The organism is Microbacterium sp. gxy059, assembly GCF_050958665.1.
GTDB lineage: Bacteria > Actinomycetota > Actinomycetes > Actinomycetales > Microbacteriaceae > Microbacterium.
Genome location: NZ_JAMXWT010000005.1, coordinates 34,284 through 58,165, shown reverse-complemented (window position 1 = coordinate 58,165; position 23,882 = coordinate 34,284). Strand labels below are relative to the sequence as shown.

Here is a 23,882-nt window from a genome sequence, read left to right as displayed (position 1 = left end):
GCGAGTCGACGATCGCGATCGGATCGACGATGATGGACGGATGCGCACACCGGAGCTGACAGACGAGGCGCTCGTGCTCGACGACCTGAGCGTGAGCAGGGGGCGCGGCGCCGACGCGGTGCGGGCCGTCGACGGGATGACCGCGAGCCTGCCCTTCGGGGAGGCCCTGTGCGTGTCCGGTCCCACGGGATCCGGCAAGTCGTCGCTCGCGATCGCGCTGACGGGGGAGCGCGACCACTCGACGCGGATCGTCGGCGGCGGCGCGACCGTGTGCGGCATCGACGCCGCGCACCCGGGACGCGCGCGCAGCGTGCTGACCTTCCGCGTCGGATACATGGCGCAGGATGCCGGAGTGACGTTCGACCCCGACCTCACGATCGGGGAGATCATCGCCCGCCCGGTCGCCGCGCGGGATCGGCGGGTGAACCTCCGCCAGCTCGAGGTGCGGGTCTCCGCGCTGCTCGACGAGGTGCGCCTGCCCCTGGGGGCCGCATCGAAGTTCCCGCACGAGCTCAGCGCGGGCATGCGCCAGCGCGTGGCGCTCGCCCGCGCTCTCGTGCTCGACCCCCGGCTCCTCGTCGCGGACGAGCCGCTCGCGGGCATCGACGTGGAGGTGCGGCACGTCGTGCGCGACGCGATCCTCCGCCGCCGCGAGGAGTGGGGCATGGCGGCGTTCGTCATCACGAACGACGCGTCGTTCGCCGCGGAGATCGACGCCGACCGGATGGTGCTCTCGAACGGATGCGTCACCGCCGTGCAGCCCGCGGGGGGCGAGCCGCTCGCGACCCCGGGCGCGAGCTCCGACCTGGCGTTCCTGCGGGGCGCGACGCCGGAGGCCTGACGCGACCCGCAGGAGGCTCCTGCCCGTCGCCCCAGGGCGCTCCCGTGCGCGTCCGGCGTCTCAGTTGAGCTCGGGCGTGTCCTCAGGGACGACCCCGTCGCCGTAGAGGTCCTCCGCCAGGTCGCGTAGCGCGCGCAGGGCCACCCGCTGCGTGAGAGGCCCGTAGGAGATGCGCGCGACGCCCAGCGACTCGTACTCCGCGGCGGTGAGCGCGCCCGGCAGGCCGATGACGCTGAGCCTGCGTTCCCCGAGGCCGTCGACGAGGCGCTCGGTGGACTCCCGGTCGAGCACCCCCGGGACGAAGACGAGGCTCGCCCCGGCGTCGAGGAAGGCCCTCCCGCGTTCGATCGCGTCGCCGAGGCTCACGGAGAGGGGACGGTCCCCGCCGCGCACGAGCGCGTCGGTGCGGGCGTTCAGCTGGAAGGCGATGCCCTCCTGCTCCGCCGCGCGCACGATCGCCTCGACATGCGAGACGGACTCCGCCAGAGGGGCGAGCCGGTCCTCGACGTTCGCGCCGACGACGCCGACGCCGATCGCCTGCCGGACGGCCTCTCCCGGGTTCCCGAACCCCGCGTCCAGATCGGCGCTCACGGGGAGATCCGTCGCCTCGACGATCCGGGACAGCGCCGACAGCGCGAGGTCGAGGGGGATCTCGCCGTCCGGGAAGCCGTGGCTCGCGGCGATCGAGTGCCCCGCGGTCGCGAGCGCGCGCGTGCCGGGCAGCTCCGCGATGTTCCGGGCGCTGATCGCGTCCCAGACGTTGACGACGCGGAGGATCTCGGATGCTTCGTGGAGCGCTTTCAGCGCCTGGGCCTTCTCGGGAGCGGTCATGACCTGGACGCTACCCTCGTCCGCGCGGCGCCGCGATGCTGTTTCCCGAGATGACGCGTTCCGTTCCTCCGGCCGTCGGCCCGGCGGGGCATCGAGATCAGACCCCCACGAGGAACGTGAGCGCGGCCCAGACCGATGCCTTCCCGCCGGTCGTCCAGATCGCGATGGCCACCGCCTGCCAGAGCAGCACCCAGCCGCGCGGCGTGCCGCCGGCGACGAGGAGGGCCGAGGCGAACGGGGTCGGGATCGCGAGGGGGCCGAGGATGCTCGCTCCCGGCACCCCGAAGCGCACGAGCCATCGCCTGAACCGAGCGGGCCGGTCCGGATGCGGGAGGCGCGACGTCGAGCCACGGGGGAGGGGCGGAGAGAGAGCGCCCCGCGCGGCCTCAGGAGGCGGCGCGGGGCGCTCTCGGACATCCGGTCCGCGGTAGGGCGGGCGGGACTTGAACCCGCGATCGTTGGATTATGAGTCCACTGCCTTCACCAGCTTGGCCACCGCCCCCGACGTGACGAGCTTACCGGTCGTCCTCCGGCTCCTCCGCCTGCCCGGGAGGCGTGCTGCCGCGGGTGATCGGGAGCTCCTGGCTCTCGCTGATCACCTGGGGGTGGCTGCGGGCGAGCATCACCACGCCGACGGTCGCGACCGACCCGGCGACGACCCAGATGAGCAGGGTCCAGACGGGGGCCTGCGCCGCCTCGCCCAGCAACGTCGCGCCGATGACGACCGCGACGATCGGGTCGATCACGGTGAGGCCCGCGATGACGAGGTCGGGCGGGCCCGACGAGTAGGCGGTCTGCACGAAGTAGGCGCCGGCGGCCGCGGCCGCCGCGAGGGCGATGCCGCAGGCGATCGTGACGAGCCCGATGTCTCCCGCCTGCACGCGCTTGATGATGACCTTCGCGAGCGTCGCGACGAAGCCGTACAGCACGCCGGCTCCCGTGATATAGAAGAGCGCGCCCGCCCGGGTGCGCAGCAGCAGCCACGTCGCGCCCACCACGATGAGCACGATGAACAGGATGACGAGCAGCGTCAGCAGCTGCGTGTCGTCGAGCGGATACTCCCTGGCGTACAGCGCGGCGAAGAGCACGAACACGAGGATCCCGCCGAGGCACAGCGCGATCGACGTCATCGACGCCTTCGTCGGCATGTGCCCGGTCATGTTCGCGTTGAGCAGCGTGGTCATGACGAGGGAGACGGCGCCCAGGGGCTGCACGACGATGAGAGGCGCGATGGCGAGCGCGGACAGCTGGCAGATGATCGCGGCGCCGAGGAGGGCTGTTCCCACGAGCCAGGACGGTCGGCGCAGCAGCTGTACGAGCTGCCCCCCGCTGAGCCCCGTGCGTCCCGTCGCCCCGGAGAGATGCTCGACCTTCCGCACGCCGCGGCTCTGATACTGGGCGCCGAGCGACATGAACACGGCCCCGGCGATCGCGAGAGGGATCCCGAGCAGCAGGCCGGGATTGTCGAAGATGCCGATGCCGTCGACGGTGAGCATCGGCAGAGCCGCCTCCATCATCCCCCAGTTCACAGAGTCGACGATATCCGCTGGGCCCTGCGATCTCGCCCAGCCGCGCTCAGTATCCTGGCCCTCATGGCCATTCTGCCCATCCGCATCTGGGGCGACCCCGTCCTGCACGCCCCCGCCGAGCCCGTCGCCGAGATCACCGACGAGATCCGCACCCTCGTCGCCGACATGTACGAGACCATGGACGCCGCGCCCGGTGTCGGCCTCGCCGCGCCGCAGGTCGGCGTCGGCCTGCGCATCTACACGTACACCTACGAGGACGACGAGGGGCGCCCCTGGCGGGGCGAGATCATCAACCCTGAGCTGTGGATGACCCCCACGGTCCCCGGCGACCCGGATGAGGACTCCGAGTCGGAGGGGTGCCTGTCGTTCCCCGGCGAGGCGTTCCCGCTGCGTCGCTCCGACCGCGTCGTCGTGACGGGGACCGACATCGAGGGCGCTCCCGTGCGCATCGAGGTCGACGGGTGGCGCGCCCGCATCATGCAGCACGAGTTCGACCACCTCGACGGGGTGATCTACATCGACCGGATCTCCGACGGGGACTGGAAGACGGCCCAGAAGATCTCGAAGAAGCGCGGCTGGGGTCGCCCCGGCGTGAGCTGGACCCCTGGCGTCGACGACGTCGACGCCTGACCCGCACCCGTCCCTCCGGCCCCGCGAACCGCATGTTCGCGGGGCCGGAGGCCGTCTAAGCTGAGCGGCGGGGCGCTCGCACGGTCCCGCGAGGAGCCCGCCCCGCACCGCCTGCACGCAGAAGGAAGCGCACGATGACGCACACAGCCCACCGCACCCGGATCCTGCGCGGGGGCGTCGCCTCCGCTGGCGTCCTCGTCCTCGCCGTCGCGCTCTCCGGATGCGCGTCGGTCTCGTCGCTCCTGGGCGGCGCGGAGCGCGACGCGGAGACGGAGGAGGTCACGCAGGGCGGCAGCGAGTCGGTGTTCGACATCAAGCCGGGCGACTGCCTCGCCGACCCGCAGAGCGACGAGGTGTCCGACATCGAGGTGGTGCCCTGCGGCGAGGAGCACGACTACGAGCTCTATCACGAGTTCACGACGGAGCACACGGAGTGGCCGGGGAGCAACGAGGCGTTCGACGACGAGGCGTTCGACGGCTGCGGGTCGGCGTTCGCCGAGTTCGTCGGCCTCCCCTTCGAGGAGTCCCCGAGCCTCTGGTTCACCTGGTTCACCCCCACCCAGCAGTCGTGGGAGAACGGCGACGACCGCACGATCCAGTGCATGGTCTACAAGTCCGACGACGACCAGGGATCCAACGTCGTCCCCGTCACGGGAACCCTCGAAGACTCCCAGCAGTGACGCCCGGCCGGGCGCGACGCGCCCGGCGACGGACTCGCTTTTCGCTCCCGCGCACTCGTTTGCTAAGCTGTTCGAGTTGCGCGGGAGCGTGACAGCGAGATGATCCTCGGTAGCTCAATGGCAGAGCAGCCGGCTGTTAACCGGCAGGTTGTTGGTTCGAGTCCAACCCGGGGAGCGACAGGCCCTCACCCTCCGGGGTGGGGGCCTTTTGCGTGCGCGCGATCCTTCGCCGCGTCGCCCGGTGGCAAGAAAGTTGCCACCGATTGTTACGTTCGTATGTTCTGATCCCCGCAATCCGGGGGAGTGCTCGCCTCGACGGCAAATCCTTGGCAAATGGATGGCGGGCGTCGGCGCGCTCTCATACTTTCGGATCAAGCGGAGCGGATGCAACGGCGCGATCCGGACGACGGCATGCAGGCTGGGCGGCGCCGAGATCCCCTCTGAGAAGACACCTCCCGGCGTGAACGGACGTCGGGCGATCCCGCATCGAAGAACAGGACATCCACCATGTCTGCACTCACTCGTCGCCGCATCGCGGCCGCACTGGCGGCCTCCGTCGCCGGCACCACGGTCCTCGCCGGCTGCGGCGGCCAGTCCGGCCCCGCCACCGACGCCGGGCCGGAGTCCGGCACGATCAGCATCATCGGGTACGCGAGCATCTGGGAGGAGCAGTACCGCGAGGCGGTCATCGATCCCTTCCTCGAGAAGTACCCCGACATCCAGATCAACTACGTCTCGAAGCGCTCCTCCGCCGAGATGCTCAGCGCCATCCAGTCGGAGGGCGGGCGCCCGACGACCGATGTCGCGATCATGGACATCTCCGTCTCGGACAGCGGCAACGCGCAGGACCTCTTCACGACCTTCGACGAGAGCGACGTGCCGAACCTCGCGAACGTGAAGGAGGAGTTCCTCGACGCCGACGGCTTCGGACCCACGCTGCAGCTCGACGCCGTCGGGCTGCTCTACGACACCGAGGTCATCCCCGACGCGCCCACGAGCTGGGAGGTGCTGTGGGACGACGAGTACGCCGGCAAGGTCAGCGTCGTCGCGCCGCCCTCGGGACTCGGCATCAACCTCACCGCCATCACCTCCGAGATGCTCGGCGAGGACTTCACGCAGTCGGTCGACGAGTCGATCGCGAAGCTCACCGAGCTCGCGCCGAACGTGCAGTCCTGGGCGCCGAACCCCGACGAGTACCAGAGCGTGATCACCGGCCAGACCGTGCTCGGCCTCGGCCAGAACGCCCGCGGTCAGTACTACGCCGACGACAGCGACGGCAAGCTCGGCGTGGCCTTCCCCGAGGAGGGCACCGTGTACCAGATCAACACCATCAACCTCTCGGCCAGCGCCCCGAACCCGGAGGCCGCGAAGACCTTCATCGACTACGCGCTGTCCGACGAGGCGCAGACGGCCTTCGCCAAGGCGCTCTTCTACGCGCCGAGCACCGACGCCGAGCTCCCGGCCGAGGTCGCAGACCGCGTCGTGCAGACCGACGGATCGATGAAGATCATCGACATCGACCAGGAGTGGCTCGCCGGCGTGCGCGACGAGTGGACCGACCGCTGGAAGCGCGAGATCATCGGCGGCTGATCGCCGACCGCGCTCGACAACGAAGGACAAGATGGACACGCACAAGCTCTCGCTCGTCGGCCTCACGAAGCAGTACGCGCAGGGGATCCCGCCCGCGGTCGACCGGCTCGACATGAACGTCGAGGAGGGGCACCTCGTCTCGCTCCTCGGCCCGTCTGGCTGCGGGAAGACCACCACGCTGCGCATGGTGGCGGGCCTCATGGATCCCACCGCGGGGCGGATCCTCGTCGACGGCAACGAGATCACGAACACGCCCGTGCACAAGCGCGGCATGGGGATGGTGTTCCAGTCGTACGCCCTGTTCCCGCACATGAACGTGCACGAGAACGTCGCGTTCGGCCTGCAGATGCGCAAGAAGAGCAAGAAGGACCAGGAGGTGCTCGTGCGGAAGGCGCTCGAGATGGTCCAGCTCGATCACCTCGCCAAGCGGCAGGTGCGCGCGCTGTCGGGCGGACAGCAGCAGCGCATCGCCCTCGCGCGCGCCCTCGTCGTGGAGCCGACGCTCCTGCTCCTCGACGAGCCGCTGTCGAACCTCGACGCGAAGCTCCGCGAGACCATGCGCACCGAGATCCGCCAGATCCAGCAGCGCAGCGGCGCCACGACCCTGTTCGTCACCCACGATCAGGACGAGGCGCTCGACATGTCCGATCGCATCGCGGTCATGAACGGCGGGCTCATCGAGCAGTTCGGGTCGCCCGTCGAGGTGTACGAACGACCCCGCACCCGCTTCGTCGCGAACTTCATCGGGCGCGCGAACCTGCTCAGGGTGACCGTGCGCGGAGAGACGCCGCACACCCGCGGCGACTCCCGCTACGGCGTCGAGATCGACGGCTTCGGCACCTTCGAGGCGATCGGCGAGTCCGGCCTCGCGGGGGAGCGCGATCTCCTCATCCGTCCGCACCGCCTCCGCGCCGAGCCCGCCTCATCGGGCGCGGAGGGGATCCGCGGCGTCGTCGAGTCGCTGAGCTACACCGGCGATGCGCTCGGATACAGCGTGCGCGTCGGCGATCGCCTGTTCTCGGCGGAGCGCCTGACCTCGGGCGCCGACCGGATGGACAGGGGCGACGAGGCCGTGCTCTCGTGGCGGGCGGAGGATGCCCTCGTCCTGCCCGAGGACGTCGAGGGATCCGCGCCGTGACCGCCACCCAGACGCTCGCCGCGGCGAGGGGAAGCGGGCCCACCGCCCCCGCGGGGGAGCAGGAGCAGCGCACGCGCCGACGCAACCGGCTGACGGTGCTCGCCCTCGTGATCCCCGGCATCCTCGGGCTCATCGTGAGCTTCGTCTTCCCGCTCGTCTACATGATCCGGATGGCGTTCAACGAGGGCGCGGGCAACGGCATCGTCGTCGAGACGTTCACGCTGCAGACGATCCTCGAGCCGCTCACCGACCCGTACTACTGGAAGGTCACGGGCGACACGTTCCTCATGGGCGTCGCCGTCGGGGTGCTCTGCATCCTCGTCTCGTATCCCATCGCCCTGTTCCTCGCCCGCACGGAGAGCAAGTGGAAGGGCCTCCTGCTCGCCGTGGCGCTCGCTCCGCTGCTGACCAGCGCCGTCGTGCGCACGTACGGCTGGATGGTGCTCCTCGGCAACGACGGGCTCGTGAACTCGACGCTCGTCGGCCTGGGGATCATCTCGGCGCCCCTCCGCCTCTCCAACAGCATGACGGGCGTGATCATCGGTCTCGTCGAGATCTTCATGCCGTACGCGATCCTCGCCATGATCTCGGGCTTCGGGCGCATCAGCACCCAGCTCGAGGAGGCCGCCGGGTCGCTCGGAGCGAACAGGGCGAAGGTGTTCTTCCGGATCACCCTGCCGCTCAGCCTCCCGGGCGTGCTCACGGCGTTCCTGCTCGTGTTCGTGCTGGCCATCAGCACCTTCGTCACCCCGCGCCTGCTCGGCGGCGGCGTCGTCCAGGTGCTCGCGACGGAGATCTACGACCAGGCGACGGGGCTGCTCAACTGGCCGTTCGCCGCCGCCCTCGCGGTGATCCTGCTCGTGCTGTTCGGAGCGGTCATCGCCGCCTATCAGGCCCTCATCAAGAAGCTGGGAGTGAGCTGACATGACGACGACGCCCGTGCCGTTCAAGAAGCGGTTCGCATACGGGGGACTGGCGTTCAAGGTGCTGGTCTTCCTCATGTACGTCTTCCTGCTCGCCCCGCTGCTGATCGTGTTCGTGATCTCGTTCAGCTCCAACCAGTACCTGTCGTTCCCTCCCGAGGGGTTCACGTTCCACTGGTACGCGGAGCTGCCGAAGCAGACGGCGTTCCTCGACGGCCTGCAGACGAGCCTCATCACGGCGGCGATCACGACGGTCATCGTGCTCCTCATCGGGGTGCCGGCGACCCTCGCGCTCGACCGCTACGAGTTCCCGGGGAAGGCGGCGCTGTCGGGGTTCTTCCTCTCGCCTCTGCTCGTCCCGACGATCGTCCTCGCGCTGGGCCTCGTGCTCGTGCTCGGTCCGCTCGGGCTCACGAACACCTACGAGAGCATCGTGATCGGACATATCGCGATCACGATCCCGTACGTGATCCGCACGACGCTCATGTCGCTGCAGACCTCGGACACGTCGTGCGAGGAGGCCGCGCGCGTGCTGGGGGCGAGCTCGTTCACCGTGTTCCGGCGCGTCACCCTCCCGATCATCGCGCCCGGCGTGATCGCGGGCGGCGTGATCGCCTTCATCGTCTCGTTCGACGAGGCGGTCATCTCGCTGTTCGTGGCCGAGTCCGGGCGGCCCACGCTACCCGTGCAGGTGCTGCGGTACGTCGAGAACTCCGCGGATGCGGTCGTCGCGGCGCTGTCGGTGATCCTCATCCTGTTCTCGATCGTGATCGTGTTCATCGTCGAGCGGGTGATGGGTCTGCGCACGGCGCTGCGCTGACCCGCCTGCGGGGCTGGCCGGATGGGATCCGGCCGGCCCCGCTCGCGAGGTCGCGACACGGCCGGCGGCACCCCTGTCCGGCAACGTTTTGGCACGAGGTATCGCGATTCGAGATACCCCCGTCACGATGCCTTATGTGTACCCGCGAGCGTACATAATCCCTGGTTTTTTAGAATAAAAACACATCCGTTCCTCGGCGTCCCCCTCTCCGCGATCGGCACAAGAGTGGCAACGAGCTTGCCCCCTCGCTTCGCGGTGCAGTGGAATCGAGACACGGGCGCGGTCCGACCGCGCGACCGGCTCCGACGACGGAGCCGGACCCCACAGACGGAAGGAGCCCTCGGGTGACTCGCAGCATCGACCTCGTCGCCGACCTCGGCGAAGGATTCGGCGACTGGCGGATGGGAGACGACGAGGCGCTCCTCGACGTCCTGACGTCGGCGAACGTCGCCTGCGGGTTCCACGCCGGGGACCCTCGCATCATGGATCGCACCGTCGCGAGCTGCGCGGAGCGCGGCGTCTCGATCGGGGCGCACCCGAGCTTCCCCGATCTCGTCGGCTTCGGGCGGCGCGCGATGGACCTGACGCCGCACGAGGTGCGCACCGACCTCACCTACCAGATCGGGGCCCTCGCGGGCTTCGCCGCGCATCACGGCACGGCGCTGGCGCACGTCGCCCCCCACGGCCGTCTCGGCAACCTCGTGGCCACGCGGGCCGACTACGCCCAGGCCGTCGTCGACGCCGTGCTCGGCATCGACCCGGAGCTGATCGTCCTGGCGCAGGACGGCGAACTCGCCGAGGCCGCGCGCGCCGCCGGCCTCGCGGTCGGCATCGTCGGCATCGCCGACCGCGCCTACCGCGACGACGGCACGCTCGTGCCGCGCTCCGAGCCGGGGGCGGTCATCCACGCCCCGGAGGAGGTCGCGGCCCGCACCGTGCGGATGGTGCTCGAGAACGCCATCACCAGCGTCGGCGGCGTCGAGATCCCGGTGCGCACCGACACGGTCCTCCTCCACGGCGACACGTCGACGGCGGTCGCGCTGTCGCGACGGATCCGCCAGGGGCTCGAGGAGGCCGGCGTGACGATCGCGCCGCTCGATGCGGGGGCCCTGCGGTGACCGACCTCGCCCGGATCCAGCCCACGGGCGAGTCCGCGCTGCGCGTGACCGGCGCGACGGGCGATCGCGAGACGGACTGGCGGATCGCCCACATGGTGGCCCGCGCCGTCACGACCCCCGGCATCGAGGGGGTGCACACCGCCATCCCGACCTACGAGTCGACGCTCATCGAGTTCGATCCGCTGACCACGACCGCCGCGGCGATGTCCGCGATCGTGCAGGCGGTGCTCGGCGAGATCGATCCGTCGCAGCCCCTCACGCGGAACCCGCGAGAGTTCGTGGTGCCCGTCCTCTACGGCGGCGAGGGCGGCCCCGACCTCCCCGACGTCGCCGCGCTGACGGGGCTCGACGAGGAGGAGGTGGTCGCGGCGCACCTCGCCCCGACCTACGTCATCCGCTGCCTCGGAGCCCCGGGAGGATCGCCCATGCTCGACGGCCCCGATCTGCCCGTCCCCGTCCCGCGGCTGAAGAGCCCCCGGGTCCACGTGCCGCAGGGCGCCGTGTCGCTCGCGGGGAGGCAGGCCACGATCACGCCGGCCCCCGCGCCGGGCGGCTGGTCGCTGATCGGCCGCACGCCGCTCGTCGTGCTCGACCTCGACGCCGACCCCCTCGTCCCGTACGCGCCAGGAGACACCCTGCGCTTCGAGCGCATCGACGAGGAGCGCTTCGCGGAGCTCAGGGGGCGCCGCCTCGAGCCGGCGGAGGCGGCAGCATGAGCCCTCGTCTCGCCATCTCCGCGGCCGGCCGCTCCGCGATCACCGACCTCGGCCGCGTGCGCGGCCCCGGGATCGGCCTGCCCGTGAACGGGGCGCTCGACCAGTACTCGGCCCGGGTCGCGAACATCCTCGTCGCCAACGACGAGTCCGCTCCGCTCATCGAGGCGGTCGCGTTCGAGATCGCCTTCGCCCCGAGCGCCGACGTGCTCATCGCCGTGACGGGCGCCGCGGTGGCGCTCGAGGTCGACGGCTGCGAGCGGCCGATGTGGGAGCCCGTGCCCGTCGCCGCCGGTCAGGAGGTGCGGCTGTCCGGGATGACCGGGGGCATGCGGGCATATGTCGCGGTGCACGGATCCTTCGACGTGCCGTCGCTGCTGGGAAGCTGCGCCCCGGACACCGTCATCGGATTCGGGCAGGTGCTCCGCGACGGCGACGAGGTCGCCCTGCGAGCGCGAGCGAGCGCGCCCATCAACCCGTACTTCGGCATCTCGCTGTTCGACTTCGGCGTCGACAGGCCCTACTTCGGGGAGACCGCCGTGGTCGACGTGACGGACGGCCCCGACATCGACGAGTTCGCCGGCACCGCGGCGCGCCTGTTCGACGCCCCGTACCGCGTGACGCCGCGCAGCAACCACATCGGCATGCGGCTCTCCGGCGCCCTGCCCGAGCGCATCCGCTCCGATGAGATGATCTCCCGTGGCGTGCCGATCGGCGCCGTCGAGGTGCCGCCGGGCGACGAGCTCCTCGTCCTCCACCGCGGGCGAGGCGTCACGGCCGGCTACCCGGTGCTCGCCGTCGTCACCTCCACCTCGCTCGACACGCTCGGGCAGGCGCGTCCGGGGACGGCCGTCACGTTCCGGCGGGTCAGCGCGGAGCAGGCCGGACGCGACGCGCGCATCTGGCGCGAGAGGCTCGACTCCCTCCGCGACCGGGTCGCGACCGTGTACGCGTGCCTGGGAGCGGACGAGCTCCTCGCCGATCGCGCATCGGAGAGGAGGGGCGCATGAGCTCCTCGACCCGCGTCCTCACCGGGCGCATCGACCAGGCCCCGAGCCGCCGGAAGGTGGTGACCGCCGGCTGCATCGGCATCTTCGTCGAGCTCTACGACAACGGCATCTTCGCCTTCATGGCCTCCGCGCTCGCCCTCGTCTTCTTCCCGCGCGACGACGCCACCACGGCGCTCGTGTTCGTGTTCGCCGGCTACGCCGTGTCCTTCTTCGTGCGTCCGCTCGGGGCCGTGTTCTTCGGGATCATGGGCGACCGGTTCGGCCGGCAGCGCATGCTCGTCGCGGTCATCATGCTCATCAGCGTCGCGACGGCCGGTCTCGGCCTCCTGCCGCCGTATTCCGCGATCGGCATCGCCGCGCCGGTGCTGCTCGTGCTGCTGCGGATGCTGCAGGGCTTCTCGGTCGGCGGCGAAGCCGCAGGCGCCATGACCTTCCTCGCCGAGCACGCGCCGGAGGGCAGGCGCGGCCTCCACACGAGCCTCGCCCAGATCGCGTCGTTCGCGGCGCTCCTCACCGGCACCGTCGTGGCCTTCCTCATGTCGCCCTGGCTCACCCAGGAGGCCATCGACGGCGGCGGGTTCGGATCCTGGGCCTGGCGCATCCCGTTCCTCGTCGCGGTCCCGCTGGGGCTCGTGGGCTGGTACATCCGCCGCTCGCTCGAGGACACCCCCAACTTCCAGCGCCTGCAGAAGGAGGGCGGTCTCTCGCGCAACCCGCTGCGCGAGGCCTTCTCGACGCGCGAGCACCGCCGCGCCATGCTCCTCGCGCTGTTCATCCCGCTGATGAACGGATCCGGGTACTACGTGCTGTTCAGCTTCATGCCCACGTTCCTGGAGTCCGACGCGATCGGCTTCGACATCGGAACCGCCCTCGTCGTCACCGCGAGCAGCCTCGTCGCGATCTGCATCGCGATCCCGATCATGGGGGCGCTCTCCGATCGGATCGGCCGCAAGAAGGTCGTCGCGGGCGCCGCCGTGGCGATGGCGATCGTCGCCGTCCCCGCCTACGCGCTGATCGTGACGGGGCGTCTCGGGCTCGCGATCCTCGGCGCCAGCATCATGGCCGTCGTGTTCGCGGGGCACACCGCGGTCATCCACGTGCTGATCGTCGAGCTGTTCCCGACGCGGATCCGCTACAGCGCCTACGGCGTCGGGTACAACGTGTCCGCGGCGGTGTTCGGCGGCACGGCGCCGCTGCTCATGACGTGGCTCATCGGACTCACGGGGAGCATCTACGTCCCCGCCTTCTACGCCGTCGTCACCTCGATCGGCACCCTCGTCGCCGTCCTCAGCGTCACCGATCGCGCGCATGTCCCGCTGCGCGACGCGTGACCCCCGGCGACCCAGAGACATCAACAGGAAAGGACGGTCATCATGACCTACAGCGACTATCGCACCGCACTCGTGACAGGGGCGTCGACGGGGATGGGCGAGGCGACGGTGCGGAAGCTCCGCGAGAACGGCATCGCCGTGCACGCGGTCGCCCGCGCGGAGGACCGGCTCGCCGCGCTGGCCGAGGAGACGGGGGCGATCCCGCACGTCGTCGATCTCGCCGACGTCGACGCGATCGAGCGGGAGCTCGGCGGTCTCGAGATCGACATCCTCGTCAACAACGCCGGCGTGAGCGCGAACGGCAACGTCCTCGACGCGACCCGCGGAGCGATCGACGCGATGGTGGATGTGAACCTCCGCGCCGTCCTGCACCTCAGCCGGCTGCTGCTGCCGGGCATGGTCGACCGCGACCGCGGCCACATCGTCAACATCTCGAGCATCGCCGGCCTCTACAACTTCTTCGGACACACCGCCTACCACGCGACGAAGGCCGCGGTCCATCAGATCTCGCGACAGCTGCGCAACGACACGCTCGGCAAGCGCATCCGCGTCACCGAGGTCTGCCCCGGGCGCGTCGAGACCGAGATCTTCGGACGCAACATGGGCGGCACGCCGGAGGCGATGAAGGAGGCGTGGGAGACCTTCTACGAGGGGTACGAGTCGCTGACGACCGACGACATCGTCGCGGCGATCGACTTCGCCCTCGCGGCCCCCCGCCACGTCAACATGGGCCTGATGGAGATCATGCCCACATTCCAGGTGCCCGGAGGGCTCACGTTCGATCGGAGGGAAGACGCATGACCATCACGACCACGCCGCGTCCCGTGGAGACGCCGCCGCACGTCACGACGCGCATCGAGCGCGCCTCGCCGGAGTCCATCGCCCGGCTGGGGGGATTCGGATCCGCCAGCATCCACGAGGCGCAGGGACGCCGAGGCGCCATCGACTCGCGGATCAAGCCGGTCGAGCACACGATGCGCTTCTCCGGGTCGGCCTTCACCGTGGTCTGCGCGCCGCGCGACAACCTCATGCTGCAGGTCGCGATCCACTACGCGCAGCCGGGCGACGTGCTCATCGTCTCCGCGGGCGAGATGTCCCAGGCCGGGACGTTCGGCGACGTGCTCGCGAACGCGGCGCAGTCAAAGGGGATCGCCGGGGTCGTGACCGACAGCGGCGTGCGCGACACCGAGTCGCTGCGCGCGCTGGGCCTGCCGGTCTTCTCGGGGAGCGTGTCGATCACCGGCACGGTGAAGGAGACCCTCGGGCCGATCAATCAGCCCCTCGTGTTCGGCGGGCAGCTCGTGAACCCGGGCGACGCGGTCGTCGGCGACGCGGACGGCGTCGTCGTAGTGCGCCGCGACGAGATCGATCAGGTGGCAGATCTGTCGCAGGCGCGCGAGGACCACGAGGAGAAGCTCATCGCCCAGTACCGCGAGGGCCGCACGACGATCGACCTGTGCAACCTGCACGACGTGCTGCGCGCCAAGGGGATCACGACCGACATCGACGACGTCGACCCCGACCACGGGCTGGGGGCGCGCCCGTGACCGCCGCGTCCGCGCCCTTCGTGCCCGCCCGCCGCGTGCGGCGGATCAAGGAGTCGCCGAGCTCGGCTGCCGCGGCGCGGGTGCGGGAGCTCAAGGCCCAGGGGCGCGAGATCCTCGATCTCACGGTCGGCGAGCCCGACTTCGACACGCCGGAGAACGTCAAGCAGGAGGGGATCCGCGCGATCCAGGACGGCGAGACGAAGTACACGCCCGTGAACGGCACGCCGCGCCTGCGCGAGGCGATCCGCGAGCGGATGCTGCGGACCAGCGGCGTGCGCTATGAGGACGCGCAGATCACGGTGGGCGGCGGGGGCAAGCAGGTGATCTACCTGACCTTCACGGCGTCGCTCGACGAGGGCGACGAGGTGATCGTCCCCGCGCCCTACTGGGTGTCGTATCCCGACATGGTGCGGGCCAACGACGGGACGCCCGTGATCGTCGAGACGCGTGCGGCGGATCGCTACAAGCTGACCCCCGACGCGCTGCGGGAGGCGATCGGCCCGCGCACGAAGTGGCTCGTGCTGAACGCCCCCAGCAACCCCACGGGCACGCTGTACTCCCGCGAGGAGCTCCAGGCGCTCGGCGCGGTGCTCGAGGAGGCCCCGCACGTCCGCGTGCTCACCGACGAGATCTACGACGAGATCGTCTTCGGCGACGAGCGCGCCGTGGGGCTCGCCGAGGCGGCGCCGGCGATCCGCGACCGCGTCCTGACGGTCAACGGCGTGTCGAAGAGCTACGCGATGACGGGGTGGCGCCTCGGCTACGCGGTGGGGGACCCCGACGTCATCCGCGCGATCAACCTGCTGCAGTCGCAGACGTCGTCCTGTCCCTCGTCGATCACCCAGGCGGCCGCCGCCGAGGCGCTCACGGGAGACCAGGGCTTCGTCGCGGAGTCGGTCGCCGTGTATCGCGAGCGGCGCGACCGGGCCGTCGCGCTGCTCGGCGAGATCGAGGGGCTCGCTCCCGTTCGTCCCGACGGCGCGTTCTACCTCTTCGTCGACTGCTCGGGCCTCATCGGCCGGACCACGCCGGCGGGGGCCGTCCTGGAGAACGACCAGGACGTCACGCTGTTCCTGCTGGAGCATGCCGGCGTCGCGGTCATCCAGGGGTCGGCCTACGGCGCGGAGCCCTGCTTCCGCATGTCCTTCGCGACCGACCTCGACACGATCGAGGCGGGCGTGCGCGCGATCGGCGCGGCGGCGGCCGAGCTGCGCTGAGGGGACCGACGCGCCGGCGCCCCGCACCCCGGGGCCGCCGGCGCGTCAGCTCCGTCCGGCGGACGACGGGATCCGCGCGATCCGCGCGGCGAGGAGCCGCCGCAGGATCCGCTCGACGGCCGCCGCCTGGGGCGTGAGGGGGAGCGACGCCGACGTGCAGAACGCCACGCGCACCGACATCGGAGGGGTGCCGATCGTGCTGACGACGAGATCGGGATGCCCCGCGAGGTCGGGCAGGCAGGTGCGCGGCAGGATCGTCGCGCCGAGATCCCGGCCGACGGCCTCCAGCAGGCTCGGCACCGACTCGACCTCCGCCGCGATCCGGGGGAACACGTCGTGGCGCTGGAACCCGGAGTCGACGGCGAGGCGGATCGAGTGCTGCCGGGTCGGCACGATGAGCTCCAGGTCGGTGATGTCCGTGAACTCGACGTGCGCCGGGATCCCGCGGTCGGCGTGCGACAGCAGGCAGAGCTCGTCGACGTGCACCGGCTCGACCGAGACGGCTCTCAGCGACACCGGCGCGTAGAGGACGCCCATGTCGACCTGACCGGTCGCGATGAGCTCGCTGAGGAGCCCGCCGAAGTTCTCGCGGACGTGGACGACGATGTTCGGATGCTCGTCGCGCACCGCGGCGAGGAGGGGCACCGTGAGGTCGCCGGCCATGCTGTACGGCGCGAGTCCCACGGACACGCGGCCGCTGACGCCCTCGCCGCGCGAGCGGACCTCCGACACGGCCTCGTCGACGCTGCGGAGGATCTGCTGGGCGTGCCGGTAGAGGATGCGTCCCGCCTGCGTGGGATAGACCCCCTGCTGGGAGCGCGCGAGGAGCTGCACGCCCATGCTCGCCTCGAGCGACGACAGCTGCTGGCTGAGCGCGGACTGCGTGAGATGGAGCGACACGGACGCGCGCGAGATGCTCTCGAGATCGACGGCCTTGGTGAACGCCGCGAGCTTCTTGACGTCCACGGGACTCCCTCTGCCGACGCGCCTGCTGACGGCTCCGATGATATCGGCAGAGCGCCCATCGGCTCTCCGATGGGGGTATGGGAAAACCCCATGGCGAAACGGTTCCGCGGGCCCTGCGCCGCTCACTAGCGTCGAGACCACGCCCCGGCAGCGTCGCCGGGAATCGGCCCAGGAAGGCGGACAAGCGGATGAACAGAAGCAGTCGGGCAGTCACGGGGACGGCGATCGTCGCCGTCGCGATGCTCTCCCTCTCGGCATGCGGCCAGTCGGCGGCGGAGCCCGTCGACGACGGAAAGCCCCTCGAGGTGTGGTCGCGCAGCGGCCCCGAGGCGGCGCGCACCTACGAGGCGGTCTTCGACGCGTTCACGGAGGAGACGGGCATCGAGGTCGACTACCTCGCGACCGTCGAGTTCGAGACGCAGCTCCGCGCTCGCGCCGCGGCCGGCGACCTGCCGGACGTGATGATCTACGACCAGGCGAGCATGGCCAACTACGCCAACGAGGGCATGCTGCTCCCGGTCGAGCGGGACGAGCTCGCCGGCGCCGACGCGCTGTCCGAGGCGTCATGGGACTCGGTGCTGATGGCCGACGGCGCCTACTACGGCGTCCCGTTCAGCCAGCACGCGCAGGTCACCTTCATCCGCAAGGACTGGAGGGAGGAGCTCGGATACGAGGTGCCGACCACCCACGACGAGCTCCTCGCCCTCGCCGAGGCCTTCGCCTCGGAGGATCCCGACGGCAACGGCGTCGACGGAGACACCTACGGGATGGCGGTGCCGGGCACCACGGACCGCGGCTTCTTCGCCTGGTGGGCCTCCTCGTATCTGTGGCAGGGCGGAGGCGACATCGTCTCCGGCGAGAGCGGAGCGTACCGCGCCGAGATCGGCAGCGACGAGAGCGTCGAGGCGGTCGAGTGGATCCAGAACCTCTTCTGCACGCCGGACATCGTGCAGCCGGGCGCGCTCACGAACGCGAGCGCCACGCCCTTCTTCGCGGAGGGGCAGGCGGGCATCTACCAGACAGGCCCCTACGCGTTCGCCAACTTCGACAGCGCGCCCGGTGCGGAGAACTACGAGGTCATCATGGCCCCGTCGGGCCCCGGAGGGGCGACGACCCTCACCGAGCGCACGAGCATCTACTTCGGAGCCTCGACCAACAAGCCCGACGCGCAGAAGGCCCTCGCCGAGTTCCTGATCTCCGAGGAGGGCCAGGAGATCGGGATGACCGCGCCCGGGCAGCCCGTGGTGCGCCTCCCCGTCAACGAGAGCCTCGATGCCGTCGAGATCTACGGGGACGAGCGCTGGGCGGTCGTCGAGGAGCAGCTCGCCGACTCCCGCCCGTTCCCCGCCGACATCGACTTCACGGTGATCCGCCAGGACATCGCGGAGACGTTCAACTCGATGTTCGGGCGCTGCTCGGCCGACGTCTCGACCGAGCTCGGCGATCTCGCGACGCGCATCGACGAGGAGCTCGACAAGCAGGACGCGCTGCGATGAGCGCCCCCACGGCTCCCGCTCGCCCCCGTCGGGCGGCGTCCTCGCCGGACGCCGCCCGGACGGGGCGGGCATCGTTCAGGCGCCGGCGTCGGGTCGGGCGCGGCCTGATCGTCTGGGGCTTCCTCCTCCCCGCGCTCCTGCTGTTCGCCTACTTCAAGTTCATCCCCATGGGCACGGGGATCCAGATGAGCTTCCACGACGTGCGGCCGTTCCTCGGCGACGTCTGGGTCGGCTTCGCGAACTACGCCGAGGTGCTGACGGATCCGCGCTACGCCGACGCCATCTGGCACACCGTCCTGCTGGGCGTCGGATCCTCGGTCGGCGCCGTGATCGGGGGAGTGGTGCTCGCGCTCGTCCTCGAGGGCGGCAGCCGCTTCCTCTGGTTCGTGCGCACCGCGGCCTTCCTCCCGGTCGTCACGGCCACCGCGGTCATCGCCGAGGTGTGGCGCATCATCTACTTCCCCGCGGCCGACGGCTATCTGAACTCCCTCGTGGGAGCTCTCGGCATCGGCCCGGTGGGCTGGCTGACCGATCCGGACACGGCGCTCGGCGCGGTCATGGCCGTGGGCATCTGGCAGGGCGCGCCCTACAACATGGTCATCATCCTCGCGGGACTCGCCGGGGTGGACCGCTCGCTCTACGAAGCGGCCGCCATCGACGGCGCGAACGTCTGGCAGCGTCTGCGCCACATCGTGATCCCTGCCCTGCGTCCCGCGCTCACGATCGTCATCATCCTCGCCGCGATCCGCGCGCTGCGCGTCTTCACCGACGTGTGGGTGCTCACGGGCGGCGGCCCCTCCGGCGCGACCGACGTGTGGATGACCCGCACGTACTCGCTCGGATTCGAGCGCAACGAACTCGGCGTCGCCGCCGCCGCGTCGATCATCCTCCTCGTGATCACCGTCGCGATCACCCTGGGAGCGGCCGCCGCTCTCCGACGTCGGAAGGACGCCTGATGTCCGGTGCCATCGACAACGCCGCGCAGACGCGGACCGAGACGGAGACGCTGGTCACCGTCGGGCAGCGGCGGCGCGACCGGCGTCGCTCCCGCGGCCTCTCGGAGCGCTTCGAGACCGCGCTCGGCTGGCGCTCGAGCAGCTGGGTGTCGCGGATCCTGAGGATCGCCGCCGCGCTCGTCATCCTGTACGTCTTCGCGGCGCCGATCTTCACCATCATCGCGGGGGCGTTCGACCTGAACGCGGACCCGACGCGCCTGACGCTCTGGCCCGCGAACCTCAGCCTGCGCAACTTCCAGGTCGCGAGCGAGCAGGGGATCTGGGGCTTCTTCTGGAACTCGATCGTCATCGCCGGCGGGGGCCTGCTGCTGCAGACGCTCGTCGCGGTGACGGCGGGATACGCGCTGGCCAGGCACCGCTTCCGCGGACAGGCCTTCGTGATGGGGCTGTTCCTCGCCACGATGATGCTCCCCGAGGAGCTCGTGGCCGTGCCCCTCGCCGTCGTCCTGGGGGATCTGCCCCTCGTCGGCGTCAACCTCCGGGGCACGATCTTCGCGATCATCCTGCCCGTGGCCGCGTCGGCGTTCGCGATCCTCGTGATGACCGCGTTCATGCGCGACATCCCGGACGAGCTGGAGGAGGCGGCGCGCATCGACGGCGCGGGGGATCTGCGGGTGCTGTTCCAGGTCATCCTCCCGCTGTGCAAGCCCGCCCTCGGCGTCGTCACGATCTTCGGCTTCATCGGCATCTGGGACCAGTACCTGCTGCCGCTCATCGCGGCGAACAGCGCCGACGACTACACCGTGACGGTCGCGCTCAGCAGTCTGCGCGCGGACGTCGAGACGGGAACCGGCGTGCTGCTGGCGGGGGCCTTCCTGGCGCTCGTGCCGAGCCTCGTCGTCTATCTGCTGCTGCAGAAGTCCCTGGTGACGGGGATCACCACCGGAGCGGTCAAGGGATGACCGCCACCTCGAGCAAGGAGAAACAGGGATGATTCTTTCCACGGTGACCGACGAGGTCACGCCCGACCGTTCCTCGGGCGCGTTCCCGAAGATCTTCTCGATGGCCGCGGACGAGGGGGTGCGCAACTTCGAGATCCGCATGGTCGAGGCGAAGCGCTTCCCCGTCGTCGAGGCCGCCGCGTGGGATCGGCTGAAGCACTGGGGCGAGCAGTTCGGGGTCACCTATTCGACGGTCTCGCCCGGCCTCTACAAGGCCGATCTGCACAGCGACCTGCTGCCGTTCCACGGCAACGAGATCCTGTCGATGAGCCTCGACCTCGCCGAGCGCATCGGCGTGACGACGCTCGTGACGTTCGGCGTGGAGCGCAGCCCGCTCGACACCGAGGCGGATCGCGCGCGGGTCATCGACCTGCTCGGGGAGGCGGTCGACGTGGCCGCCGCGCGCGGGTTCGACGTGCAGCTCGAGCCGATCCCCGGCTCCTGGGCGGACACGGGGGAGAGCTGCCTCGCCCTCCTCGAGGGCGTCGGGCGCAGCAGCTTCGGGCTGGTCTGGGACACCGGCAACATCTACGAGGCCGAGCGGAAGCACTTCCGGGAGAGCTACGACCTCCTGCGTCCGCACATCCGCAACGTCCATCTCAAGGACGGCTCCTTCGAGGGGGACTGCATGGTGTGGCAGCACTTCGGCGCGGGGGAGACCGATGTGGCGGCCCAGGTCGCGGCGCTGGCGGCCGACGGATACGACGGCACCCTCACGGTCGAGCCGAAGCGCGAGCCGCAGGAGGACGTCGACTTCATCGCGTCGATCCGCTACCTGAAGTCGCTGCTTCCCGAGCCGGTCGTCGCGGCGTGACGCACGGGCGCGACGGCCGGACGGGCCGTCGCGCCCCGCGCGGTCGCGCACTCGTGCAGAGGCCGTGCCATGTTCGTGCCATCGCGTCGTCGCGAAACGCGGATGAGGCCGTTATCGTCGGGAGAACACCTGTCGGACGACGGCACGATGCGTGCCGAGCGAGGAGGCTCCCGTGATCCCCGAACGACGCTTCGCGCGCCGCGTCAGCCTCACCGACATCGCGCGCGCGTGCGGGGTGGCGCCCTCCACGGTGTCCCGCGCGCTGAACAACCCCGGACGGGTCAGCGCGGCGATGCACGATCGGATCTCGAGCAAGGCCATCGAGATGGGCTACGCCTCGGCGACCCTGCCCGAGGGCCCGGAGAGACGCGCGCGCGGCACGATCGCCCTCGTCGTGCCGAATCTCGTGAACCCGTTCGTGCACGACCTGATCCGGGGCAGCCAGGCGCAGTGCCAGGCCGCGGGCTTCCTCTTCCTGCTCGTCAACACGGAGGAGTCGGCCCACGTCGAGCTGACCTGGCTCAAGGAGCTCTCGCACACCGTCGACGGCGTGGTCGTCTCCTCGCCGAGGTCGGACGACGCGTCGCTCCGGTCGATCGCCGACGCCGTGCCGCTGACGGTCATCAACCGTTCCGTCGAGGGGCTCTCGAGCGTCGTCATCGACACGCCCTCCTCGTCGGTCGACGCGCTGCACTATCTCGTGTCCCTCGGCCACCGGCGCATCGCCTACGTCCGCGGGCCGGAGAGATCCTGGGTGAGCAGGGGACGGGTCGAGGCGGTGGTCGAGGCGGCGGAGGCCGCCGAGGTCGAGCTGATGCCGCTCGGGGCCTTCCACCCGTCCCTCGCCGCGGGCGCGGCGGCGGCGGACGCGGTGGCGATGAGCGGGGCGACCGCGGCGCTGTTCTTCAACGACACGCTCGCGATCGGGGCGATGACGCGCTTCCGCCAGCGCGGCGTCGATGTGCCCGGCGACATCAGCGTCATCGGCTGCGACGACATCGCGAGCGCCGAGACGTCGAATCCGCCGCTGACGACGATCACCGCGTCGGGGGAGAGGGCGGCGCGAGCCGCCACCGAGCTGCTCGTCGGCCAGTTCACGGCGCGGTCTCCCCAGCCGCGCGCGGAGAAGCTCGCCGCGCACCTGACGGTGCGGGATTCGACGGGTCCCGCGCCGGACGCGCGAGGCGCCCGCTGATCAGCCGGTCGCGACCTCTCGGCGCACCTGCTCGAGCTGCGTCGCCGACCGCTCGGCGGCCGTCGCCGCGTCGCGGGCCGCGATCGCGCGCGCCGTCGCGACGTGATCCTCGAGGGTGCCGGGCGCGGGCGTGCTGGGGGTCAGTCCGAGACGCGCCCGCCCGCGCAGCACCTCCGCGATCGGCCCCGCGAGGCCGGCGAGGAACGGGTTGCCGGACGCGTGGAGGAGCGTCGAGTGGAAGGCGAGGTCGGCGTCGAGGTAGTCGAGCGAGTGTCCGCGCCCCGCGGTCCCGAGCTGGTCGAGCATCTCGGCGCTGCGGAGCAGGTCGGCGCGCTGCTCGGGCGTCGCGCGGTCGGCGGCGAGGCGCGCCGCGAGCGGCTCGGCGGCGAGGCGCAGCTCCATGAGGGCCTCGAGATGCGCGTCCCGGCCAGGGCCGGCGAGCGTCCAGCGGATGAGGTCGGCGTCGTAGACGTCCCAGAAGCGCGCCTCGCGCACGATGACGCCCACGCGACGTCGCGGCTCGACCATGCCGATGCTCGCGAGCACCCCGATCGCCTCGCGCACCACGGAGCGCGCGACCCCGTACCGGGCCTCGACCTCCGCGAGGGTGAACACCGCTCCCGGGGCCAGGTCGCCGTCGGCGATCTTCTGTCCCAGCTCGTCGAGGATCTCGGATGCCATGCCCACAGCATCCCATAAATGTGATTTTATAGAAATTAAGTCAGACTTTTCGGAAGGGGCACATCGCCGTGAACACCATCTTCGACGTCGAGGGCCGTCTCGCCTTCGTCACGGGATCCTCCCGAGGCCTCGGGCGCTCCCTCGCCCTCGCCCTCGCGGAGTCCGGAGCGCGCGTCGTCCTGCACGGCCGCGACGCCTCGGCCCTCTCCGCGACGCGCGATGCGATCGCCGAGCAGACCGGCACGGAGCCCGCGTCGATCTCGTTCGACGTCACGGACGCCGCCGCCGTCGAACGCGGCGTCGCCGACCTCGTCGAGGCGCACGGCGCGCCCGACATCCTCGTCAACAACGCCGGCGTGCAGCGCCGCGCCCCGTTCGCCGAGTTCGCGGTGGAGGACTGGGACGCGGTCGTCACGAGCAACCTGTCCAGCGTCTTCTACGTCTCGCGCTTCGTCGCGCCCCACATGACCGAGCGCGGGTCGGGGAAGATCATCAACATCGGCTCGGTGCAGTCGCAGCTCGCGAGGCAGACGATCGCGCCCTACTCGGCTTCGAAGGGCGGCGTCGCGATGCTGACCAAGGGCATGGCGGCCGACCTCGCGCGCTTCGACATCCAGGTCAACGCGATCTCGCCCGGCTACTTCGCCACCGAGATGAACCGCGCCCTCGTCGAGGACGAGGCCTTCAACTCCTGGCTCGTCGCGCGGACCCCCGCTCAGAGGTGGGGCGACTTCCGCGAGCTGTGGGGCACGCTGCTCTACCTCGCGTCCGACGCGTCGAGCTTCGTGTCGGGGCAGAACATCTTCGTCGACGGCGGCATGACGGCGGTCGTCTGAGCATGGAGAGGGAGAAGAC

Annotated in this window: 25 protein-coding genes and 2 tRNA genes; 21 read left to right on the top strand and 6 right to left on the bottom strand. The window is 70.8% G+C overall.

Annotation, left to right across the window (positions count from 1 at the left end; all coding sequences use genetic code 11):
* Positions 1-40: 40 nt before the first annotated feature.
* Positions 41-841 carry an ATP-binding cassette domain-containing protein gene (locus tag NHL53_RS04830; protein ID WP_433775700.1) on the top strand — a complete coding sequence of 267 codons (801 nt, stop codon included), beginning with the start codon at positions 41-43 and terminating at the stop codon, positions 839-841.
* A 60-nt stretch (positions 842-901) separates the two neighbouring features.
* On the opposite strand, the gene NHL53_RS04825 is transcribed toward NHL53_RS04830, so the two are convergent.
* The 4 genes from NHL53_RS04825 to NHL53_RS04810 form a co-directional block, all read right to left on the bottom strand.
* Positions 902-1,672 carry an isocitrate lyase/PEP mutase family protein gene (locus NHL53_RS04825; protein WP_433775698.1) on the bottom strand — a complete coding sequence of 257 codons (771 nt, stop codon included), beginning with the start codon at positions 1,670-1,672 and terminating at the stop codon, positions 902-904.
* A 97-nt stretch (positions 1,673-1,769) separates the two neighbouring features.
* Positions 1,770-1,964, bottom strand: a complete 195-nt coding sequence (locus NHL53_RS04820; RefSeq protein WP_433775696.1) for a hypothetical protein — start codon at positions 1,962-1,964, stop codon at positions 1,770-1,772.
* Between the two features lie 136 nt (positions 1,965-2,100).
* Positions 2,101-2,174, bottom strand: a tRNA-Ile gene (locus NHL53_RS04815).
* A gap of 13 nt (positions 2,175-2,187) precedes the next feature.
* On the bottom strand, positions 2,188-3,189 hold the full coding sequence (locus NHL53_RS04810; protein WP_433775772.1) for a DMT family transporter: 1,002 nt from the start codon (positions 3,187-3,189) through the stop codon (positions 2,188-2,190).
* A 75-nt stretch (positions 3,190-3,264) separates the two neighbouring features.
* Between NHL53_RS04810 and def the strand changes: the two genes are divergently transcribed.
* The 14 genes from def to NHL53_RS04740 all read left to right on the top strand — a co-directional run bounded on the left by def (position 3,265) and on the right by NHL53_RS04740 (position 15,918).
* A complete protein-coding gene (gene def, locus NHL53_RS04805; protein WP_433775693.1) occupies positions 3,265-3,831 on the top strand; it encodes a peptide deformylase in 567 nt (188 codons plus the stop codon).
* 134 nt (positions 3,832-3,965) lie between these two features.
* Positions 3,966-4,511 (top strand): septum formation family protein, encoded by a 546-nt coding sequence (locus tag NHL53_RS04800; RefSeq protein WP_433775691.1) that lies wholly within the window; start codon positions 3,966-3,968, stop codon positions 4,509-4,511.
* A gap of 103 nt (positions 4,512-4,614) precedes the next feature.
* A tRNA-Asn gene (locus NHL53_RS04795) sits at positions 4,615-4,686 on the top strand.
* Positions 4,687-5,018: 332 nt separating this feature from the next.
* On the top strand, positions 5,019-6,101 hold the full coding sequence (locus NHL53_RS04790; protein ID WP_433775689.1) for an ABC transporter substrate-binding protein: 1,083 nt from the start codon (positions 5,019-5,021) through the stop codon (positions 6,099-6,101).
* A 31-nt stretch (positions 6,102-6,132) separates the two neighbouring features.
* Positions 6,133-7,239, top strand: coding sequence for an ABC transporter ATP-binding protein (locus tag NHL53_RS04785; RefSeq protein WP_433775687.1), 1,107 nt, complete (start codon positions 6,133-6,135; stop codon positions 7,237-7,239).
* Positions 7,236-8,162: an ABC transporter permease gene (locus NHL53_RS04780; protein ID WP_433775685.1), complete on the top strand. Its 927-nt coding sequence runs from the start codon at positions 7,236-7,238 to the stop codon at positions 8,160-8,162. The genes NHL53_RS04785 and NHL53_RS04780 overlap by 4 nt, the downstream gene beginning before the upstream one ends.
* A 1-nt stretch (position 8,163) precedes the next feature.
* Positions 8,164-8,982, top strand: coding sequence for an ABC transporter permease (locus NHL53_RS04775; protein WP_433775683.1), 819 nt, complete (start codon positions 8,164-8,166; stop codon positions 8,980-8,982).
* A gap of 344 nt (positions 8,983-9,326) precedes the next feature.
* On the top strand, positions 9,327-10,100 hold the full coding sequence (locus tag NHL53_RS04770; RefSeq protein ID WP_433775681.1) for a LamB/YcsF family protein: 774 nt from the start codon (positions 9,327-9,329) through the stop codon (positions 10,098-10,100).
* Positions 10,097-10,816 carry a 5-oxoprolinase subunit B family protein gene (locus NHL53_RS04765; RefSeq protein WP_433775679.1) on the top strand — a complete coding sequence of 240 codons (720 nt, stop codon included), beginning with the start codon at positions 10,097-10,099 and terminating at the stop codon, positions 10,814-10,816. Before NHL53_RS04770 ends, NHL53_RS04765 begins: the two co-directional genes overlap by 4 nt.
* Complete coding sequence (locus NHL53_RS04760) at positions 10,813-11,823, top strand: biotin-dependent carboxyltransferase family protein (protein WP_433775677.1); 1,011 nt, start codon at positions 10,813-10,815, stop codon at positions 11,821-11,823. The genes NHL53_RS04765 and NHL53_RS04760 overlap by 4 nt, the downstream gene beginning before the upstream one ends.
* Complete coding sequence (locus NHL53_RS04755; protein WP_433775675.1) at positions 11,820-13,154, top strand: MFS transporter; 1,335 nt, start codon at positions 11,820-11,822, stop codon at positions 13,152-13,154. The genes NHL53_RS04760 and NHL53_RS04755 overlap by 4 nt, the downstream gene beginning before the upstream one ends.
* 42 nt (positions 13,155-13,196) lie before the next feature.
* On the top strand, positions 13,197-13,955 hold the full coding sequence (locus NHL53_RS04750; RefSeq protein ID WP_433775673.1) for an SDR family oxidoreductase: 759 nt from the start codon (positions 13,197-13,199) through the stop codon (positions 13,953-13,955).
* Positions 13,952-14,701, top strand: coding sequence for a 4-carboxy-4-hydroxy-2-oxoadipate aldolase/oxaloacetate decarboxylase (locus NHL53_RS04745; protein ID WP_433775671.1), 750 nt, complete (start codon positions 13,952-13,954; stop codon positions 14,699-14,701). Before NHL53_RS04750 ends, NHL53_RS04745 begins: the two co-directional genes overlap by 4 nt.
* Positions 14,698-15,918 (top strand): aspartate transaminase, encoded by a 1,221-nt coding sequence (locus NHL53_RS04740; protein WP_433775669.1) that lies wholly within the window; start codon positions 14,698-14,700, stop codon positions 15,916-15,918. Before NHL53_RS04745 ends, NHL53_RS04740 begins: the two co-directional genes overlap by 4 nt.
* A gap of 45 nt (positions 15,919-15,963) precedes the next feature.
* On the opposite strand, the gene NHL53_RS04735 is transcribed toward NHL53_RS04740, so the two are convergent.
* Entirely contained in the window at positions 15,964-16,884 is a 921-nt protein-coding gene (locus NHL53_RS04735; protein ID WP_433775667.1) for a LysR substrate-binding domain-containing protein, read from the bottom strand.
* Between the two features lie 188 nt (positions 16,885-17,072).
* On the opposite strand from NHL53_RS04735, the gene NHL53_RS04730 reads away from it, so the two are divergent.
* The 5 genes from NHL53_RS04730 to NHL53_RS04710 all read left to right on the top strand — a co-directional run bounded on the left by NHL53_RS04730 (position 17,073) and on the right by NHL53_RS04710 (position 22,346).
* Entirely contained in the window at positions 17,073-18,380 is a 1,308-nt protein-coding gene (locus NHL53_RS04730; protein ID WP_433775665.1) for a sugar ABC transporter substrate-binding protein, read from the top strand.
* Positions 18,377-19,336, top strand: coding sequence for a carbohydrate ABC transporter permease (locus NHL53_RS04725; protein ID WP_433775663.1), 960 nt, complete (start codon positions 18,377-18,379; stop codon positions 19,334-19,336). The genes NHL53_RS04730 and NHL53_RS04725 overlap by 4 nt, the downstream gene beginning before the upstream one ends.
* Entirely contained in the window at positions 19,336-20,298 is a 963-nt protein-coding gene (locus tag NHL53_RS04720) for a carbohydrate ABC transporter permease (protein ID WP_433775661.1), read from the top strand. The genes NHL53_RS04725 and NHL53_RS04720 overlap by 1 nt, the downstream gene beginning before the upstream one ends.
* A gap of 28 nt (positions 20,299-20,326) precedes the next feature.
* Positions 20,327-21,151, top strand: coding sequence for a sugar phosphate isomerase/epimerase family protein (locus NHL53_RS04715; RefSeq protein ID WP_433775659.1), 825 nt, complete (start codon positions 20,327-20,329; stop codon positions 21,149-21,151).
* A gap of 172 nt (positions 21,152-21,323) precedes the next feature.
* Entirely contained in the window at positions 21,324-22,346 is a 1,023-nt protein-coding gene (locus tag NHL53_RS04710; RefSeq protein ID WP_433775657.1) for a LacI family DNA-binding transcriptional regulator, read from the top strand.
* Here NHL53_RS04710 and NHL53_RS04705 read toward each other — a convergent pair whose 3' ends face one another.
* On the bottom strand, positions 22,347-23,027 hold the full coding sequence (locus NHL53_RS04705) for a FadR/GntR family transcriptional regulator (protein ID WP_433775655.1): 681 nt from the start codon (positions 23,025-23,027) through the stop codon (positions 22,347-22,349). It lies immediately after the preceding gene.
* Between the two features lie 68 nt (positions 23,028-23,095).
* Between NHL53_RS04705 and NHL53_RS04700 the strand changes: the two genes are divergently transcribed.
* On the top strand, positions 23,096-23,863 hold the full coding sequence (locus NHL53_RS04700; protein WP_433775653.1) for an SDR family oxidoreductase: 768 nt from the start codon (positions 23,096-23,098) through the stop codon (positions 23,861-23,863).
* The last annotated feature ends 19 nt before the right edge of the window (positions 23,864-23,882 follow it).

Excerpts from the sequence above, each read along its gene's own strand:
- NHL53_RS04830 (WP_433775700.1), top strand. The coding sequence starts at position 41 with ATGCGCACACCGGAGCTGACAGACGAGGCGCTCGTGCTCGACGACCTG.
- NHL53_RS04825 (WP_433775698.1), bottom strand. The coding sequence starts at position 1,672 with ATGACCGCTCCCGAGAAGGCCCAGGCGCTGAAAGCGCTCCACGAAGCA.
- NHL53_RS04810 (WP_433775772.1), bottom strand. The coding sequence starts at position 3,189 with ATGATGGAGGCGGCTCTGCCGATGCTCACCGTCGACGGCATCGGCATC.
- def (WP_433775693.1), top strand. The coding sequence starts at position 3,265 with ATGGCCATTCTGCCCATCCGCATCTGGGGCGACCCCGTCCTGCACGCC.
- NHL53_RS04800 (WP_433775691.1), top strand. The coding sequence starts at position 3,966 with ATGACGCACACAGCCCACCGCACCCGGATCCTGCGCGGGGGCGTCGCC.
- NHL53_RS04790 (WP_433775689.1), top strand. The coding sequence starts at position 5,019 with ATGTCTGCACTCACTCGTCGCCGCATCGCGGCCGCACTGGCGGCCTCC.
- NHL53_RS04785 (WP_433775687.1), top strand. The coding sequence starts at position 6,133 with ATGGACACGCACAAGCTCTCGCTCGTCGGCCTCACGAAGCAGTACGCG.
- NHL53_RS04775 (WP_433775683.1), top strand. The coding sequence starts at position 8,164 with ATGACGACGACGCCCGTGCCGTTCAAGAAGCGGTTCGCATACGGGGGA.
- NHL53_RS04760 (WP_433775677.1), top strand. The coding sequence starts at position 10,813 with ATGAGCCCTCGTCTCGCCATCTCCGCGGCCGGCCGCTCCGCGATCACC.
- NHL53_RS04755 (WP_433775675.1), top strand. The coding sequence starts at position 11,820 with ATGAGCTCCTCGACCCGCGTCCTCACCGGGCGCATCGACCAGGCCCCG.
- NHL53_RS04750 (WP_433775673.1), top strand. The coding sequence starts at position 13,197 with ATGACCTACAGCGACTATCGCACCGCACTCGTGACAGGGGCGTCGACG.
- NHL53_RS04745 (WP_433775671.1), top strand. The coding sequence starts at position 13,952 with ATGACCATCACGACCACGCCGCGTCCCGTGGAGACGCCGCCGCACGTC.
- NHL53_RS04730 (WP_433775665.1), top strand. The coding sequence starts at position 17,073 with ATGAACAGAAGCAGTCGGGCAGTCACGGGGACGGCGATCGTCGCCGTC.
- NHL53_RS04725 (WP_433775663.1), top strand. The coding sequence starts at position 18,377 with ATGAGCGCCCCCACGGCTCCCGCTCGCCCCCGTCGGGCGGCGTCCTCG.
- NHL53_RS04720 (WP_433775661.1), top strand. The coding sequence starts at position 19,336 with ATGTCCGGTGCCATCGACAACGCCGCGCAGACGCGGACCGAGACGGAG.
- NHL53_RS04715 (WP_433775659.1), top strand. The coding sequence starts at position 20,327 with ATGATTCTTTCCACGGTGACCGACGAGGTCACGCCCGACCGTTCCTCG.
- NHL53_RS04705 (WP_433775655.1), bottom strand. The coding sequence starts at position 23,027 with ATGGCATCCGAGATCCTCGACGAGCTGGGACAGAAGATCGCCGACGGC.